Origin of the sequence: Sphingomonas hengshuiensis, assembly GCF_000935025.1 — a bacterium.
Taxonomy (GTDB): domain Bacteria; phylum Pseudomonadota; class Alphaproteobacteria; order Sphingomonadales; family Sphingomonadaceae; genus Sphingomonas; species Sphingomonas hengshuiensis.
Map to the genome: position 1 here is coordinate 2,151,693 of NZ_CP010836.1, position 14,575 is coordinate 2,166,267.

The 14,575-nt window shown below is 67.1% G+C and carries 16 protein-coding genes and 1 other RNA gene; 3 read left to right on the forward strand and 14 right to left on the reverse strand.

From position 1 onward, the window contains the following. Positions 1 to 58: 58 nt before the first annotated feature. On the forward strand, positions 59 to 469 hold the full coding sequence (locus TS85_RS09490; protein WP_044331835.1) for a SufE family protein: 411 nt from the start codon (positions 59 to 61) through the stop codon (positions 467 to 469). A 10-nt stretch (positions 470 to 479) separates the two neighbouring features. On the opposite strand, the gene TS85_RS24060 is transcribed toward TS85_RS09490, so the two are convergent. The 11 genes from TS85_RS24060 to TS85_RS09540 form a co-directional block, all read right to left on the reverse strand. Continuing rightward, positions 480 to 902 (reverse strand): hypothetical protein, encoded by a 423-nt coding sequence (locus TS85_RS24060; RefSeq protein ID WP_052507824.1) that lies wholly within the window; start codon positions 900 to 902, stop codon positions 480 to 482. An 80-nt stretch (positions 903 to 982) separates the two neighbouring features. Beyond that, positions 983 to 1,291 carry a (2Fe-2S) ferredoxin domain-containing protein gene (locus TS85_RS09500; RefSeq protein ID WP_044331836.1) on the reverse strand — a complete coding sequence of 103 codons (309 nt, stop codon included), beginning with the start codon at positions 1,289 to 1,291 and terminating at the stop codon, positions 983 to 985. Then, positions 1,288 to 1,824 (reverse strand): J domain-containing protein, encoded by a 537-nt coding sequence (locus TS85_RS09505; protein ID WP_044336110.1) that lies wholly within the window; start codon positions 1,822 to 1,824, stop codon positions 1,288 to 1,290. The genes TS85_RS09500 and TS85_RS09505 overlap by 4 nt, the downstream gene beginning before the upstream one ends. 67 nt (positions 1,825 to 1,891) lie before the next feature. Beyond that, positions 1,892 to 2,274, reverse strand: an RNA gene (gene rnpB, locus TS85_RS24355) — RNase P RNA component class A. A 39-nt stretch (positions 2,275 to 2,313) separates the two neighbouring features. Then, a complete protein-coding gene (locus TS85_RS09510) occupies positions 2,314 to 2,592 on the reverse strand; it encodes a hypothetical protein (RefSeq protein WP_155006355.1) in 279 nt (92 codons plus the stop codon). Positions 2,593 to 2,782: 190 nt separating this feature from the next. Beyond that, a complete protein-coding gene (locus TS85_RS09515) occupies positions 2,783 to 3,484 on the reverse strand; it encodes an N-acetylmuramoyl-L-alanine amidase (RefSeq protein WP_077228539.1) in 702 nt (233 codons plus the stop codon). Between the two features lie 42 nt (positions 3,485 to 3,526). Further along, the gene (locus TS85_RS09520) at positions 3,527 to 4,351 is read right to left on the reverse strand and encodes a CheR family methyltransferase (RefSeq protein WP_044331837.1); all 825 of its coding nucleotides are present in this window, start codon (positions 4,349 to 4,351) and stop codon (positions 3,527 to 3,529) included. 35 nt (positions 4,352 to 4,386) lie between these two features. Beyond that, complete coding sequence (locus tag TS85_RS09525) at positions 4,387 to 5,445, reverse strand: chemotaxis protein CheB (protein WP_227698740.1); 1,059 nt, start codon at positions 5,443 to 5,445, stop codon at positions 4,387 to 4,389. Between the two features lie 22 nt (positions 5,446 to 5,467). Then, positions 5,468 to 5,833: a response regulator gene (locus TS85_RS09530; RefSeq protein WP_044331838.1), complete on the reverse strand. Its 366-nt coding sequence runs from the start codon at positions 5,831 to 5,833 to the stop codon at positions 5,468 to 5,470. An 81-nt stretch (positions 5,834 to 5,914) separates the two neighbouring features. After that, positions 5,915 to 6,340: a chemotaxis protein CheW gene (locus TS85_RS09535; protein ID WP_044331839.1), complete on the reverse strand. Its 426-nt coding sequence runs from the start codon at positions 6,338 to 6,340 to the stop codon at positions 5,915 to 5,917. Beyond that, entirely contained in the window at positions 6,340 to 8,658 is a 2,319-nt protein-coding gene (locus tag TS85_RS09540) for a chemotaxis protein CheA (protein ID WP_044331840.1), read from the reverse strand. The genes TS85_RS09535 and TS85_RS09540 overlap by 1 nt, the downstream gene beginning before the upstream one ends. Positions 8,659 to 8,764: 106 nt before the next feature. On the opposite strand from TS85_RS09540, the gene TS85_RS09545 reads away from it, so the two are divergent. Further along, positions 8,765 to 9,679, forward strand: a complete 915-nt coding sequence (locus tag TS85_RS09545) for a cobaltochelatase CobT-related protein (RefSeq protein WP_052507826.1) — start codon at positions 8,765 to 8,767, stop codon at positions 9,677 to 9,679. A gap of 15 nt (positions 9,680 to 9,694) precedes the next feature. On the opposite strand, the gene TS85_RS09550 is transcribed toward TS85_RS09545, so the two are convergent. Both TS85_RS09550 and TS85_RS25340 read right to left on the reverse strand, forming a co-directional pair. Then, the gene (locus TS85_RS09550) at positions 9,695 to 10,339 is read right to left on the reverse strand and encodes a histidine phosphotransferase family protein (protein ID WP_044331842.1); all 645 of its coding nucleotides are present in this window, start codon (positions 10,337 to 10,339) and stop codon (positions 9,695 to 9,697) included. A gap of 199 nt (positions 10,340 to 10,538) precedes the next feature. After that, entirely contained in the window at positions 10,539 to 10,685 is a 147-nt protein-coding gene (locus TS85_RS25340; RefSeq protein ID WP_155006356.1) for a lmo0937 family membrane protein, read from the reverse strand. Positions 10,686 to 10,859: 174 nt separating this feature from the next. On the opposite strand from TS85_RS25340, the gene TS85_RS09555 reads away from it, so the two are divergent. Then, positions 10,860 to 11,642, forward strand: coding sequence for a response regulator transcription factor (locus tag TS85_RS09555; RefSeq protein WP_077228540.1), 783 nt, complete (start codon positions 10,860 to 10,862; stop codon positions 11,640 to 11,642). 54 nt (positions 11,643 to 11,696) lie between these two features. Here TS85_RS09555 and TS85_RS09560 read toward each other — a convergent pair whose 3' ends face one another. Then, positions 11,697 to 14,486 carry a TonB-dependent receptor gene (locus TS85_RS09560; RefSeq protein WP_044331844.1) on the reverse strand — a complete coding sequence of 930 codons (2,790 nt, stop codon included), beginning with the start codon at positions 14,484 to 14,486 and terminating at the stop codon, positions 11,697 to 11,699. Between the last annotated feature and the right edge of the window lie 89 nt (positions 14,487 to 14,575).

Consider the following 14,575-nt stretch of genomic DNA (forward strand, 5'->3'; position numbering starts at 1 on the left):
AGGGGAGCGCCTGAGGCCACGGTTGGCAATAGTCGCCGACACGCTATAGCCTGACCCCATGACCAGCCTCGCCGAACTCCAGGACGAATATGGCTTCCTCGAAGCCGATGATCGCTACCGCCTGCTGATCGATCTGGGCCGCGCGCTGGAGCCGATGCCCGATCCGCTCAAGACCGATGCGACGCTGGTGCGGGGGTGTTCGGCGTCGGTGTGGGTCTATCCGACCCGCCGCGACGACGGATCGCTCCACTTCCTCGCCGACTCCAACGCCGCGATCACCAAGGGGATCATCGCGCTCGTCCTGCTGACGGTGCAGGATCGCAGCCCCGCCGATATATTGGCGACCGACATCGACGCAGCCCTCGCGCCGTTCGACCTGAAGAACCAGCTCAGCTCGAACCGGACGCAGGGCATCCCCAACATGATCGCGCTGATCCGGGCGACCGCGGCGCGCTACGCCGCGGGCTGATCGCCGATCGTTATTTCCGGTAGGCCTTGACCCCGAACGCACAGGGCGACGCCGAGCACGAGACCATCGCGACCCGGGCAGTATAGGTGCCGCTTGCCGGGGCTTCGACGATCGGGAAATCATCCTCCTCCTCGTCCCTCGCGACTTCGGCGCCGCTCACGTCGAGCAACTGGATGTCCATGTCCTTGCAGTCGCTATCGCACACGCCGACGATGGTATAGCCGCTGCCCCCGGTCAGCTTCACCGTCAGCCGCTGTTCTGCGCCCTGCTTCAATTCGCCGGTCTGCTCCCACCCGGTCGGCGCAAAGCCCTTGCCGGCGAAGACCTCGGTCGCCTTGTTGAACAGCACGCTGATCATCGAATCCTGCGCGAGGACCGCCACCGGCGCGATCGTCAGCGTGGCCGCTACCGCGACCGAAATCTTTCTGTGCATGATACCCCCTGCGGATGCCCCGCAGCACGGTCGCGGCGAAACCCCCGCAAGTCAATCGCGCGAGCCTGATGGCGTTAACGCTATTCGGGCGTGGGGAGACCCAGTTCGGCGGCCAGTTCCGCGACATCCGCCCCCTCGGGCACGATCAGCCACTCGCGCGCCTGCGCACCGTTGACCACCGTCACCGCGCCGCGTGGGCACACGCCGAGGCACTTGACCTCGACCACGCCCGCCGCGCCCTTGCGCCCCTTTTTCAGCCCCAGCTCCTTGCGCAGCGCCTTGGCGAGCGGCGCCTTGCCCTTGGGACCGAACCCGCCGTCGAGCTTCTTCGAGCATTTGGCGCACACCAGCACGGCATTCGCCCAATTGGAGCGGACATGCTGCGTCAATCGGGCTTCCAGGTCCGGCGTTCCTCGGCGGCCTTGAGCACGTCATACGCCGCCTGGATCGCCTGAAATCGCTTCGCAGCATCGGCATCGCCGGGGCGGACATCGGGATGGTGCGACTTGGCGAGGCGGCGCCATGCGAGCCGTACCGCGTCGAAATCGGCGTCGGTCTCCAGCTCCAGCACTTCGAGCGCGCGCATCTCGTCGCGCGAACGGCTGCCGTCGCCCGGCCCTGCCCAGCCATTATACTTCGCCTCGGTATAGCCCGACGCGTCGCGCCGCTCCTCGGCCTCGCGCTGCGCGGCCTCCTCGGCAGTCAGTCCTTCGAAGTAATTCCAGTTGCGGTTATATTCGCCCGCGTGCGTCTCGCAGAAATACCAGCGTTCGGGGCTGTTGGGCGATTTGGGCGCGGGGCGGTCGCCCGGCTCCTCGCAGCCATGGCGGTCGCACAGCCGCACCTTCACCGCTTCGCGCTCGGCGCCATAAGCGCGCCAGCGTGGAAAGCCCCAGTCGGTTGATCGTGTCGAACGCGCCATGATTCCCCGCAGATAGGGTGCCCCGCGCGCAAACGCCACCCGCATGGGCGCCGCGCGCGGCGGGAAAATTGCCAGAGGGTCTGTAAGCCGGGTTCTGTCCTCGCCTTGCGGCGATGTGCGGCCATTCCTCTAGGAGACGGATTACTCCGCCCCTCAAGCAACCAACCCGGACGACGAGGCGGAACACCCCATGTGCCGTCCCTATTCGGTCTTGCTCCCGGTGGGGTTTACCATGCCGCTTCCGTTACCGGTCGCGCGGTGCGCTCTTGCCGCACCCTTTCACCCTTACCCTTAGCCCCGCCGTCCAAAAACAGCGGGTCCAGTGGGCGGTCTGCTCTCTGTGGCACTTTCCCTGGGGTCGCCCCCGCCGGGCGTTACCCGGCACCGTATTTCCGTGGAGCCCGGACTTTCCTCGCGTGCTTGCGCACCCGCGGCCGCCCGACCCTCTGGCCGGGCCGCTCTAGCGCAGCGCGCGGCGACTGCAAGCGCTCAATCGGTGCGGTGTCTGGGTTCCGGATCGGGCGCGCCGAAAATGCTGGGCTCCTGACCCTCGCCCTGGGCTGCGTCGGCCTCCGGCGCGGCGCTCTCCGCCGGCCCGACCGCGGTGCCCGATGCCTCGACATCGATCTGCCACCGCGTCTGGAGCGGGCCCGATGCGAGCGCGGCGCGCCGGTAATCGGACGAAACGTTGATCAGCCGCTCGGCGCCCTTCACTTGCGCGGCCCGGTGAAGCGCGGCGATTGCCTCGCTGTTCGTGGGCGTCGTCACCGACGGCACCTCATGGCCCTTGGCGTCAGAGGGCACGGTCGCGCTCAGTCGAACACGGACGGGGCCGAGGATCGCAGGCAGAGAAGGACGAATTCCACTGATGTTCACAGATCAGACCTCTGCTTCTCCTATATTAGTCCTTTACTTGCAGAATTGCGAAGCGACGTGGTGAACGCCGCGCGCACCATGATCATTCGTCGCCCAAGGGCTTGGGGAGCAGCAGCGCGAGGAGCAGGCACCGGCATTCGCCATCGACTTCGCCGTCGATCATCTCGGGGCGAAAGCGCCGCTGGAACGCGCGCACCGCCGCTTCGCGATCCTCGACATCATAGCCGAAGCGCTCCAGCGCGAGCATGAATCCCGCATCGGGCCAGCCGGGATCGACCAGGTTGCGCGTCGGCCGCGGCAATGCCAGCCGCAGCCGGGCGAGCGCGTGCCAGTGAAACAGCTCGCCCGGGTCCTGCTTGCGCGCCGGGGCGATATCCGAATGGCCGACGACATTGCCGCGGGTGATGCCGTGCCGCGCCTTGATCGCCGCGACGAGCGGGATCAGCGCGCCCATCTGCGCATCGGGAAAGGTCCGGTACCCGAACTCATGCCCCGGATTGACCAGCTCGATCCCCACCGAGGCGCTGTTGACATCGGTGATCCCCCGCCAGTGCGAGCGCCCGGCATGCCATGCGCGCTTTTCCTCGTCGACGAGCTTCAGGATCGTCCCGTCCTCCTCGACGACATAATGCGCGGACACCTTCGCCTCGGGATCGCGCAGCCGGGCGATCGCCGCCTCGCCGCTCTCCATGCCCGTATAGTGGAGCACGATCATGCTGATCGGCAGCGCGCGCGCGTCGAAATTGGGCGACGGCGCATCGGTCATCATGAGCCCATAATCCATCGCCGGACGGTAGAAGCACCGCCCCCCTCGCGGCAAGCGCGATCATCCCGCGGCGGCGGCGGGCGTCTCGATCCGGGGCGCGACTGCGCGATAAAAGCCGCGATACCCCTGGCTCGGCCGGAAATGCTCGGTCAGCCCGATCACCGTCTCCCCCGCGCCGAGCACCAGCAGCCCGCCGGGGCGCGCCGCCGCGGCCAGCGTATCGAACACCCGGCTCCGCGCCGGAAGCGCGAAATACAGGAGGACGTTGCGGCATAATATGATGTCGAACCGCCCCGGCGGCGGCGCGTCGGCAGTCAGGTTCTGCTGGCGAAACTGGATGCGCCGTACCAGGGCCGGGCGGGCGACCCAGTCGCCACCGACGCTGTCGAACCATTCGACCATCCGCCGCACGGCGAGTCCGCGCTGGATCTCGAACTGCGAATAGCGACCGGCGCGGGCGCGGGCGAGCGCGGTTGGCGAGATGTCGCTCGCGACGATCTCCGGCTCGCGCCCGGGCACCGCCATGCCGCGTTCGGCGAACAATATCGCCAGCGACAGCGGCTCCTGCCCCGTCGAACACCCCGCCGACCAGATGCGGATGCGCCGCTCCGGGTTCGCCTCCTGCATCGCCTGCGCCGCATCGGCGATCTGGTCGAGCACCGCGGCGTCGCGAAAGAAGCTCGTCTCCTGGTTGAGCAGCGCATCGACGACGCGATCGGCCAGCGTGCCGTCACGCGCCGAAACAAGCTGATGGACCAGGACATCGAGCGAGGCGAAGCCGCATTCGCGCAGCACCGGCTTGAGCGCGGTTTCGATCCGCCATGCGCGGTTGGCGGCGATCTGCTGCCCGGTGCGCTGTTCCAGCAGCGCCGCGATCAGGTTCATCGCCGCCGGCGACGCCGTGGGAGACGGGCGCGGTGTCACGCGCGCGCCTCGGCGATCAGCCGCCCGATCTGGTCGGGGGGCAGCACCGCCGTCGCGCGCCCCGCATTCGCCACCGCCCCCGGCATTCCCCACACGACCGAGCTTTCGCGGTCCTGAACGAAGATGCGCGCGCCGGCATCGACGAGATTCCGCGCCCCCTCACACCCGTCGCGCCCCATCCCGCTGAGCACGATGCCCAGCGCGCGCGCGCCGAACACCTCGGCCACCGATTCGAACATGGGATCGACCGACGGCATGCACCCCGACGGCGCGCGCTCGACGCTCAGCCGGATCGCGGCGCCCTCCGACGTCCGCACGACGCGGATATGCGCGTGGCCGGGTGCGACGATGATCCGGCCCGGGCGGACTCGCATGCAATCGGTGGCGACGTCGCAGGGCCGCCCGCCGAGTACCGCCAGCTGCGCTGCGAAATAGGACATGAACGACGCCGGCAGGTGCTGCGTCACCAGGATCGGCGCCTGGAACCGCGCGGGTATCGCCCGCAGCAACTGGCTGAGCGCGTGAATGCCGCCGGTCGAGGCGCCGATCGCCACGACGTCGAACGCGGCAGCCGCCGGCCCTGCGGGGAAATAGCGGCCGGGCAGCCCGCTCGTCGCCTCGGGCGCGTCGATCAGCCGCGACAGCCGCTCCTCGAGCACACAGGCAAAGCGCCCCCCGAAGGCACCAACCCCCGGCTTGACCAGCGTGTCCGCGGCGCCGAGCGCCAGCGCCTGCACGCTCACCGCCGCGCCTTCGTCGGCGGAGGAGGATACGACCAGCACCTTGGCGCCCTTCCCCGCCGCCAGGACTTGCGGCAGCGCCGTCAGGCCGTCGATCCCGGGCATCTCGACATCGAGCAGGATGACGTCGACCGGGTGGGTATCGAGGAACTGGAGCGCGCCGCGGACGTCGCCGAACGCAGCCGACACGCGAAACCGCTGCGTCCCCTCCACCATGCGGCTGAGGATCGAGCGTGCGACGATCGAATCGTCCACGATCAGGACCTGCGCGGGGCTTCGGTGCAGCCGTGCGCCCATGGGCTCGATCGGTATCATCCCCGGCGCCACCGCGCGTGCGTCAGGCGAGGCCGACGATCTGGAGCTTGCTTTGCAGCGTTTCGCGATCGAACGGCTTCATCACATATTCGTCGGCACCTGCCTCGATCGCGGCGCGGATATAGGCCATGCCGTTCTCGGTGGTGCAGAAGACCACCTTGGGTCGCTCGGGCAATTCCGATCCCTTGAGCGCGCGCAGGAAATCCAGCCCGCTCATCACCGGCATGTTCCAGTCGAGCAGGATCACGTCGGGCGGCGACGCAAGGCAGGAATCGAGCGCCTCGCGACCGTCCCCGGCCTCGCGCACGACAAAATCGAGCGTTTCCAAAATGTGCCGGGCAACCTTTCGGATCACCTTCGAATCGTCGACGACGAGACACGACTTCATTGCTGTTCCCCGGTTACCTTTTTCACGCGCCCGTGCGGACATTGTGGCGCAAAAATGTAAGCGCCGTATTAACCCGCCTTCTCAATCTGCTGCGGCGTGGTGCGGCACCAGCGTGGACAGGTCGATCGCCAGCAACGGCTCGCCGTCGCGCTCGACGATACCCCGTGCCGCGCCCTGCCACGCCCCCTCCAGCGTGATGGCGCATCCCAACGGCAACAGGTCGAACGGCGCGACATCGTCCAACGCATCGACCAGCATCGCATAATGATGCCCGTCGACATGGGTGATGACCGCGCGCCGCGCCGTGCTCGCCGCGTCCAGCCCCAGCGCCGACTGGGTATCGATCACGGTCACGACGCGGCTGCGCAGCGCGGCGAGCCCCCGGACGTGCCGCGATGCACGCGGAACCGCGGTCACTTCGCCGATATCGACGACCGACTCGACCTGGTCCGAATCGATCGCGACGGTGCGCCCGGCGACCTGTGCGATCAGATAGAGATGCGCCATCAGCGCGCCTTTCCGGCCATGCGGGCCTTGAGCGCGGAGAGCAGCCCCGCGCGATCGTAGCGATAGACGCTGTCGTCGCCTTCGCCGGCAGCGGCCCGGCGACGCCGCAGCCGCACGATGGGCGCCGCGTCGATCGTCGCCGCCGGAGCTTCGTCGGCGGACAGCACGACTGCCGCGGTCTCACCGGGGGAAAGCTGTGCCGCGACGCGATACCCCGCCGATTCGAGCAGCGGGCGGATGAACGACGCCATCCATCCGTCGCTATCCCCCGCGATCAGGCACAGCGGCGCATCCTCCTCGGCCTCGCGATCGGCATGTTCGCCGAATACCCAGAGCATATCGAGCAATTCGATCTGCTCGTCGCCGACCAGCACCACCCCGGCAACCCGTCCCGGATCGCGCGCGGGGGCGAGGGCGTCGGGCAATTCGATAATGTCGATCGCCTCCCGGATCGCGTAGCAGACTTCGGCAGAGCCATCCTTGAGCCGCAACAGGTTGAGCCGCCCCTGCGCCGGGATATCGCCATGGACCGCCAGCGACAGGATGCGCCCCTCGATCGGAACGCGGAAGCGCCCCGCCGCGAAGCGGACGCTGGCGGCGTCGACATATTCCACGCGGTCCACCGCCACGAGCGGCACGGCGCGCCGCACCCCGTCCAGGTCGCAGAACAGCAGCGCGGGAATCCCGCTGGGCACCGGCGCCGGCGCATCCTCGTCGGCGCCCTGGCCGTCAGCGGCGGCGAAGCGCAGCCCGGCCACGGTCGCCATCCCGGCGCAATCGAGCATCAGCATCGGCAGCCCCGAATCGGGCAGCGTCTGCCCCGCATATACGCCGGTCGCCATCACCGCGGGCGATGCGGGCTTGATCACCAGTTCCTCATTGTCGAGCACGGTATCGACGGCGAGCGCATAGCATCCCTCGCTCACCCCCAGGATCGCCAGCATCCGCGGCCCGGCCTGTTCGGGGCGCGGCAGCCCCAGCAGTTCGGCGAGGTCGATCAGCGGCATCCGCCGCTCGCGCACCGTCGCCACCTTTGCCCCGCCCAGCACGTCGATCCGGATCGCGGCGCTGCGATCGGTAACGATCTCCTCGATCGCCTGGCGCGGGATCGCGAACCGCTGGTCGCCCGCGCCGACGATGATCGCGGAGATGATCGACAGCGTCAGCGGGACATGGATCGCCAGCCGCAGCCCCTTGCCCGGCGCATTGTCCAGTTCGACGCGCCCGCCAATCTGCTCGATCGCGGCACGGACCACGTCCATGCCCACGCCGCGCCCCGAAACCTCGGTCGCCTCGTCCTTCGTCGACAGCCCCGGCTCGAACGCGAGCGCCAGCCGGGCCCGCTCGGGCAGCGCCCGCAACGCGCGCTCGTCGCGCCCGGCGGCGGCAAGCTTGCGGATCAGCTGCTCGGTATCGATCCCGCGGCCGTCATCGGCGATCTCGATGACGATCTGGTTGCCCGATTGCCGCGCCGATACGACCAGCCGGCCGTTTTCGCGCTTGCCCGCCAGCCGGCGCTCGCCCGGCGCCTCGATGCCGTGATCGATCGCGTTGCGCACGATATGGACCAGCGGATCGCGCATCACTTCGATCATCTCGCGGTCCAGCTCGACATCGGCGCCCTCGATCTGGAGCGTCACCGACTTGCCCAGCCCCGCCGCGGTATCGCGCACCATCCGGGGCAGCGCGGAGAACAGCGCGTCGATCCGCTGCATCCGGGTGCGCGTGACGGTGTCGCGCATCTCTCCCACGGTGAGCGACAGCCGCTCCAGCGCGGCTTCGATCCCGGGATCGACATCGCCGCCGCGCAGCCGCCGCGCCAGTTCGTTGCGCGCGAGCACCATGTCGGACATGCCGCTCATCATCCGGTCGAGCAGATCGACGTTCAGCCGCACGCTGCGCGCAGGCGCGCGCGGGCGATGCGGCGCCGCCGCCTGCGAGATTTCCTGCGCGCCCTCGGCAAGCGCGGCGATCAACAGGTCGTCGCAGCCATCCTCGAGGCTCATCCCCGAATCGATCGCCTCGACCAGTTCGCCGATCCGGTCGACCACCGCGAGCACGGCATTGACCAGCGCGCGATCGGGCGTGCGGGTGCCCGAGCGCACCTCGGCAAGCACCCCTTCCGCCGCATGGCTGAGCCGCCCGAGCCGGGGAAGGTCGAGAAAGCCGCAGCTCCCCTTTACAGTATGGACGAAGCGGAAGATCGCATCGAGCCGCGCGCCATCGTCCGGCTGCGCTTCCCACGCGACGATCTCCCCCGAAAGCGCCTCCAGCGTCTCGCGCGTCTCGGCGATGAATTCTGGCAGCAGGTCGTCCATGGGGCCCCGGGTGCATTTGACAGCGCACCTGACTATGCCGCTAGTGGTGTTAAGAGGGCGTTAGCCTTGGTACAATGAGACGGGCTGCCTCTGTGAGAGGGCTGCAATGTTCGATTGGCGTAAATTGTTGGCCGGTGTTCCGGGTGCAAATGCGGGCGTTGCGGCACCTTACCGTGTCTTCACGCGCGAGTTCGACGTGGAAGTCGGAGCGGGCAACCTTCCCGAAGCCCTCGCAAGCGCGAGCCCGGACAAGCCAAAGTGGCGCGACACCGACGGTTCGGGTTGGGGGGAAGCCCAATCTCTCACCGATCGCTTCGCCGAAAAGCAGGAGGCACCGGACGCCACCCTGCGCGCGGTCCTGGGCAGCCACGGATCAGATTTCGCCGTGACTTTGCTGGTTGACCAGTCCGGGTCAATGAAGGGCGAACCCATCGCCGCGATCGTGGCGGCGTTGGCAGCGTTCGAAGCCGCGCTTTCTGCCGCCGAGGTCCAGACGGAGGTTCTGGGTTTCTCAACGGCAGGATGGCACGGCGGGTTCGCGCGCGCGAAATGGCTGAAAGCCGGCCGCCCGCGCAGGCCCGGTCGACTCTGCGCATTGATGCATATCGTCTACAAGTCGGCCTCCGAAAACCTCTGGAGCACGTCTTCCCAGCGCGCGATGCTTCATCCGGACATTTTACGAGAGAATGTCGATGGCGAGGCTTTGGCGTGGGCCGCTGCGCGCATGACCAAAGGTGATCGCCGCTACAAACTGTTGGTCGTCCTGTCCGACGGCGCGCCGGTCGATGACTCGACGCTCCGGGAGAACAGCAACGACTACCTCGAGAGAGACGTCCGCCGGGTCATTCGCGAAATCGAGGAGGCAGGCGTGATCCAGCTCGGCGCACTCGGCATCGGGCATGAGGTTGACCGATATTACTCCTTGGCGCGAGGCGCGGAGATAGCAACGATCCTGCCAAGCCTGACGGCGCTTTTCAGCCAGCTTGTCGAACGCGCTCGCGCGGAGAGCCCGCTGATTTAGCGCTGCACCGCAGCCTCAACCCACCCGGAAACTCGCCCCGAACAGCAGCACTTCGGAATCGGGCGGGCTCACCTGGAGCATCCCCTCGCCCTGCGTCACCAGTTCGTGCGCGAGGAACGCAGCGGCCGCGCGCGGGGTGATCGGTACGTCGTCGCGGCCGCCGGCCAGCGCGCTGCGCAATTCGGGGTCGAGGACGATCCGCGGGCCGTCGGCACGGACTACGATCTCGATATTACCATCGACGATCTCGGCGCCGATATCGAGCTGCCCGCCGCGGACCAGCGCGTCGCCGCCGATCAGCGCGAGGTTGAGCAGCACCTTGATCGCCTGTTTGGGGAGCACCGGGTCCTCGACCATCCAGCCGATCGTAACGCGGTGATTGTCGCCGAACAGCCCCTCGATCGCCGCCTGCGCCTCGCGCGTGTCGACGGTCTCGCCAAAGCCGCCCGCGGCGCCGAACGCCAGGCGAAAGAATTTCAGCTTGTTGGCGCTCGCCTTCGCGCTCTCGCTCAGCAGCTCGAGGCAGCGCGCGCGCATTTCGGGGTCCTGCTCGTCGGCGAGCAGTTCCAGCCCGTTGTTGAGCGCGCCCACGGGGCTCAGCAGGTCATGGCACAGCCTGGAACAGAGCAGGCTCGCAAAGTCGGTTGGATTGATGTTCAAAGAATGGCGCTCCAGCCTCCCCGGGCGCTCTCTTTGGCGCACCCGGGGAGAAGCTGCAACCCAACTGAATCTGTTTCAGTGGAACTGAAACAGGGCGGTACCGGCCCGCTCCCCCGCCCGGCCACCCCTAGGAATACTGCCGTTGGGTGGCCGGGCGGGGGAGCGGGCCGGTACCGATTCAGCGAAGCTGAAAACGAGTCTAGAGCCGGCGACGCCCCGAGAAGAGCTGGATCAGCCCGACGACGAGCGCCACGACGAGGAGAATGTGGATCAGCCCGGCGCCGATATGGAAGGTGAATCCGAGCAGCCACAGGATCACGAGGATGACGACGATCGTCCAAAGCATTGCATTTACTCCCGAACCAAAGGAGCAACGCCAACGTGGCGCGGGGGCGAAACGTTCCCACGGTCGTGCCGCATTGCGCCCACAAAGCTGCGACGTCCCGCAATGCAGCGAAATCGACTGGTGAGATCGCCGCCACACCCTGTCCGTCCCCCCTTTTGACGGCGAGCAGATGATGTGAACGAAACAAGCTGGACGCTCCGTTCGGCGCCACGCGCCTTTTTCAATGCCGCTGGGCCCATATTGGGCGGGCGACGCGTGCTGATCGCGGACAGCGACGCCGCGAGCGTCGAGCAGCTGGCGAGGCCGCTCGAGCTTCAGGGGATGCAGGTCTGCCGATGCACCGATGTCGAGCGGTTGCGCAATCGCCTCGCGCATACCCAATGGGACATGGTGATGCTCAACCTGCGCATCGCCGGGCCGCTCGGGCTCGACCTGCTGCGCGAAGCGAGCGCGGTCGCGCATCCCGCGGCGATGGTCGTCACCGGCCACGGGATGACCGAAACCGACCGGATCGTCGCGCTGGAGCTGGGCGCGGACCATTGTGTCGACCAGCGTTGCAGCCCCGCCGAGATGCTGGCGGTGGTGCGTGCGCTGCTCGCGCGGCGGGCCGCGTCGCCCGACGCCGACGATGTCGCGGGGCGCGACAAGGATGCCCATTTTGCAGGGATGCGCTATGATCCGTTGCTCCGGCTGCTCCACACCGCCGACGGCCGATCGCGCCGCATACGCACCGCAGAGGCCGATCTGCTGATGCGGTTCCTGCGCAACCCGCGTCACGTCTTTCGCCGCGAGGAACTTCTCGGCGAAACCGAGGCGGAGGGCCTGGCTCGCAACCCGCGCGGCGCGGATGTTCTGGTCAGCCGGCTGCGCGCCGCGCTCGGTCCGGAACATTGGGAGTTGATCCGTACCAAGCGCGGACGCGGCTATTTCCTGTCATGCGACGTGCTGTGGCACTGACGCGCTTCTGAACGCAGCGGGGGAGCGGCATCGACGCCGCTCCCCCGCCCGGCATCAGAACTTCAGCGAGACCCCGGTGAAGAAGGTCCGGCCATAGGGGTCATAGGTCGAAGGATAGGTGTTCGCCTGTTGCTGATTGTCGCCCAGGATCGGGGGCTGACGGTCGAACAGGTTGTTCACACCCATCGTCCAGGTGAACGCCTTTGCGATGTCGAACGCCGCCGACAGGTCGAAATAGTCATACGCCTTGATCCGCTCGACCGTATAAGCCGTCGTATCGTCGTCGTCGTTGACGCCCGACAAGTGGCGATACGCCACCGACAGCCGCGTCGAGCCCGCATCCCAGGTCGCACGGCCCGACAGCCGCAGCTTGGCATAGGGATTGCCGCAGGTGACCCCGAACTTGCCGGCGCAATCGGTCTTCATCGCGCTCAGCCCTGCGATCGGGGTATATTCCCATGCGAGCAGCCGCGTGCCGCTGAGCCGCAGCGCCAGCGTGCTGCTGTCCGAATCCAGGCCGAATGCGAGCGGCACCGAGTAACGTGCCTCGAAATCGATCCCGCGGCTCTTCATCCCGCCGGTGTTGGTCAGATAATCGACCGCGCCGGTGATCGCATAGCTGTTGGTGTCGCGCGGCAGCAGCCCGCAATAGCTGGTGTCATAGCCCACCCAGCCATTATTCGCGTCGCCGTAACAGGCGCGGACGATGTTCGCGGTGCCGGTGCGGCGGATATAGTTGTCGACCTTGACCCGGTAATAATCGATCGTGAGCGAGAAGCGCGGCAGCACCCGCGGCTGCAACACGACACCCAGCGTATAGGTGTTCGCGGTCTCTTCGCGCAGCGACGTGCTGCCGCCGGTCACCGATTCGATCTGCGTGCTGCCGCCGTCATAGGACGTGCCCAGCGCGCTGGTGGGAACCCCGGTCGCAACGCATTGCGCGGCCAGGCTGGAGTTCGTCACTTCGTCCTTCAGCGTGCAGGGATCGGTCGCGGTCGGATAGTCCTGCGACGCGCCGCTATACAGGTTGGACACCGTCGGCGCGCGCACCGCCCGCGAGAATTTGCCGCGGAAGCTGATATCGTCGACCGGCGTCCACACCAGCCCGCCGGAGAAGGTGTTCACCGACTTGGCTGCCGTCGAATAATAGGAATAGCGATAGGAGCCGCTGAATTCGAGCATCTTGATGAACGGCTTGTCGGCGATCAGCGGAACCAGGATTTCGCTGAAAAGCTCCTTGACGTTATACCCGCCCGAGAGCCCTTCGCTGGCGTTGAAGCCGACGACATCGCCCGACGACAGCGCCGCGTCGGGATTGTAGCTGCCATATTCGTCGCGATATTCGGCACCCACCGCGATCTTCGCCGCGCCCGCGCCCAGATCGAACAGGTTATTGTTGGTGATCGCGCCGCTCACCACCTTTTCGGTGATCGTCGAGGCATTGCGCGTCGTGATCGCGACGAAGGACGCCGCCGCGTCGCTCACATTGCCCGCGCCGAAGATGTTGATTGGAACGCAGCCATTGCTGGTGTCCGAGCAGACCAGGTTGCCCGACGAATCATAGCTGGTCTTGAGCGCCTGGAGCATCCGGCTGCGCGATACGTTGCCGATCTGGTTCTCGACCTGCTCGGTGCGCGCATAGCTGAAATAGGCGTCGTAGTTCCAGTCGCCGGTGATCTGCCCGCGAACGCCGAAGACGCCGCGATAGGCCTTGCTGTCGAGGTCGGAAATGCGCGGGCCGACTTCATTCATGCGGCGATAGATCGACGCGGTCGCATAGCCGTCGCCATCGGTGTCCGCGGCCTGTAACAGCGCCTGCGAACTGGCCGACAGGAACGACGAGTCCGTGTCGAGCTGCACCGATCCGGTGAAGGGCGTCGCCGCGAGCTGGTTCTTGACCTTGTTGTGGATGAACTGGCCCTCGGCATAGAGCTCGAGGTGATCGCTCGCCTTGAAATGCGCCTGGCCGCTCAGCAGGTAGCGCTCCTGCGGCACCTGCAGGTAATTGTCAGGGGCGTAGTTATAGAGGTCGCCGGGCGACGTGTACGCCGAATAGCTGCCGTCGGTCTCGAACTTGCGCTGCACGCCGGCGATTGCGAAACGCGTGCCCGGGATCGATCCCGATCCGCCCGCGACCAGCCCGCCTTCACCGTCATCGGTCTGCGCCGACGAGGAATAGGCGCGGTCGCCCTGCACGATGCCGTTGCGCTTGGTATAGTCGCCGTACAGCGTGATGTTGCCCCGGCCATCGGCGAAGTTGGTTCCGACGAGCAAATTGGTGTTGAACGTCGCGCCGTCACCCTCGCCGGTGATGCGGTAGTTCGCATCGGCGCGGATACCCTGGAAATCCTGCTTGGTGATGAAGTTGACGACCCCGGAGACGGCGTCCGACCCATAGACCGCCGAGCTGCCGCCCGTGAGGACCTGGACCTGCTCGAGCAGCGCGGCGGGAATCGTGTTGAGATCGACGATCTGGGTCGAGTCATACGAGACGTAGCGGCGGCCATTGACCAGCACGAGCGTCCGCTCTGCGCCCAGCCCGCGCAGGTCGGCGGTGGACACGCCGCCGCCGGGGTTGTTCGACGCCGAGGTCAGGCTCGGCACCAGCTGCGGCTGTTCCTTCAGGATGTTCTCGATATTGACCTGGCCCGAAAGCAGGATTTCGTCCGCGGTGACCACCGTAACCGGCGCAGCGCCGAGATTGGGGTTCGACAGGCGGCTGCCCGTCACCAGAATCTCGCTGGATGCGTCGTCCTGGGCGCTGCTGTCCTGCGCGTGCGCGGCGAGCGGCATGCCCATCAACAGCGTCGATGCCAACAGATAGCGCGTCGTCTTACTCTTCATACTCTAAGCTCCCTGGAAGGCATGCTCGCGGCGCGCGAAGGGCGCGGCGGCATGCGCTGGGGCTAGCTTTAGGAGGGGCGACGTTTCAC

What these genes read in the sequence shown, in the direction of transcription:
- TS85_RS24060 (WP_052507824.1), bottom strand. Translation starts at nt 902, where the DNA reads ATGCACAGAAAGATTTCGGTCGCGGTAGCGGCCACGCTGACGATCGCG.
- TS85_RS25340 (WP_155006356.1), bottom strand. Translation starts at nt 10,685, where the DNA reads ATGCTTTGGACGATCGTCGTCATCCTCGTGATCCTGTGGCTGCTCGGA.
- TS85_RS09530 (WP_044331838.1), bottom strand. Translation starts at nt 5,833, where the DNA reads ATGAAGTCGTGTCTCGTCGTCGACGATTCGAAGGTGATCCGAAAGGTT.
- TS85_RS09525 (WP_227698740.1), bottom strand. Translation starts at nt 5,445, where the DNA reads ATGATACCGATCGAGCCCATGGGCGCACGGCTGCACCGAAGCCCCGCG.
- TS85_RS09515 (WP_077228539.1), bottom strand. Translation starts at nt 3,484, where the DNA reads ATGGATTATGGGCTCATGATGACCGATGCGCCGTCGCCCAATTTCGAC.
- TS85_RS09520 (WP_044331837.1), bottom strand. Translation starts at nt 4,351, where the DNA reads ATGAACCTGATCGCGGCGCTGCTGGAACAGCGCACCGGGCAGCAGATC.
- TS85_RS09490 (WP_044331835.1), top strand. Translation starts at nt 59, where the DNA reads ATGACCAGCCTCGCCGAACTCCAGGACGAATATGGCTTCCTCGAAGCC.
- TS85_RS09535 (WP_044331839.1), bottom strand. Translation starts at nt 6,340, where the DNA reads ATGGCGCATCTCTATCTGATCGCACAGGTCGCCGGGCGCACCGTCGCG.
- TS85_RS09560 (WP_044331844.1), bottom strand. Translation starts at nt 14,486, where the DNA reads ATGAAGAGTAAGACGACGCGCTATCTGTTGGCATCGACGCTGTTGATG.
- TS85_RS09545 (WP_052507826.1), top strand. Translation starts at nt 8,765, where the DNA reads ATGTTCGATTGGCGTAAATTGTTGGCCGGTGTTCCGGGTGCAAATGCG.
- TS85_RS09505 (WP_044336110.1), bottom strand. Translation starts at nt 1,824, where the DNA reads ATGGCGCGTTCGACACGATCAACCGACTGGGGCTTTCCACGCTGGCGC.
- TS85_RS09540 (WP_044331840.1), bottom strand. Translation starts at nt 8,658, where the DNA reads ATGGACGACCTGCTGCCAGAATTCATCGCCGAGACGCGCGAGACGCTG.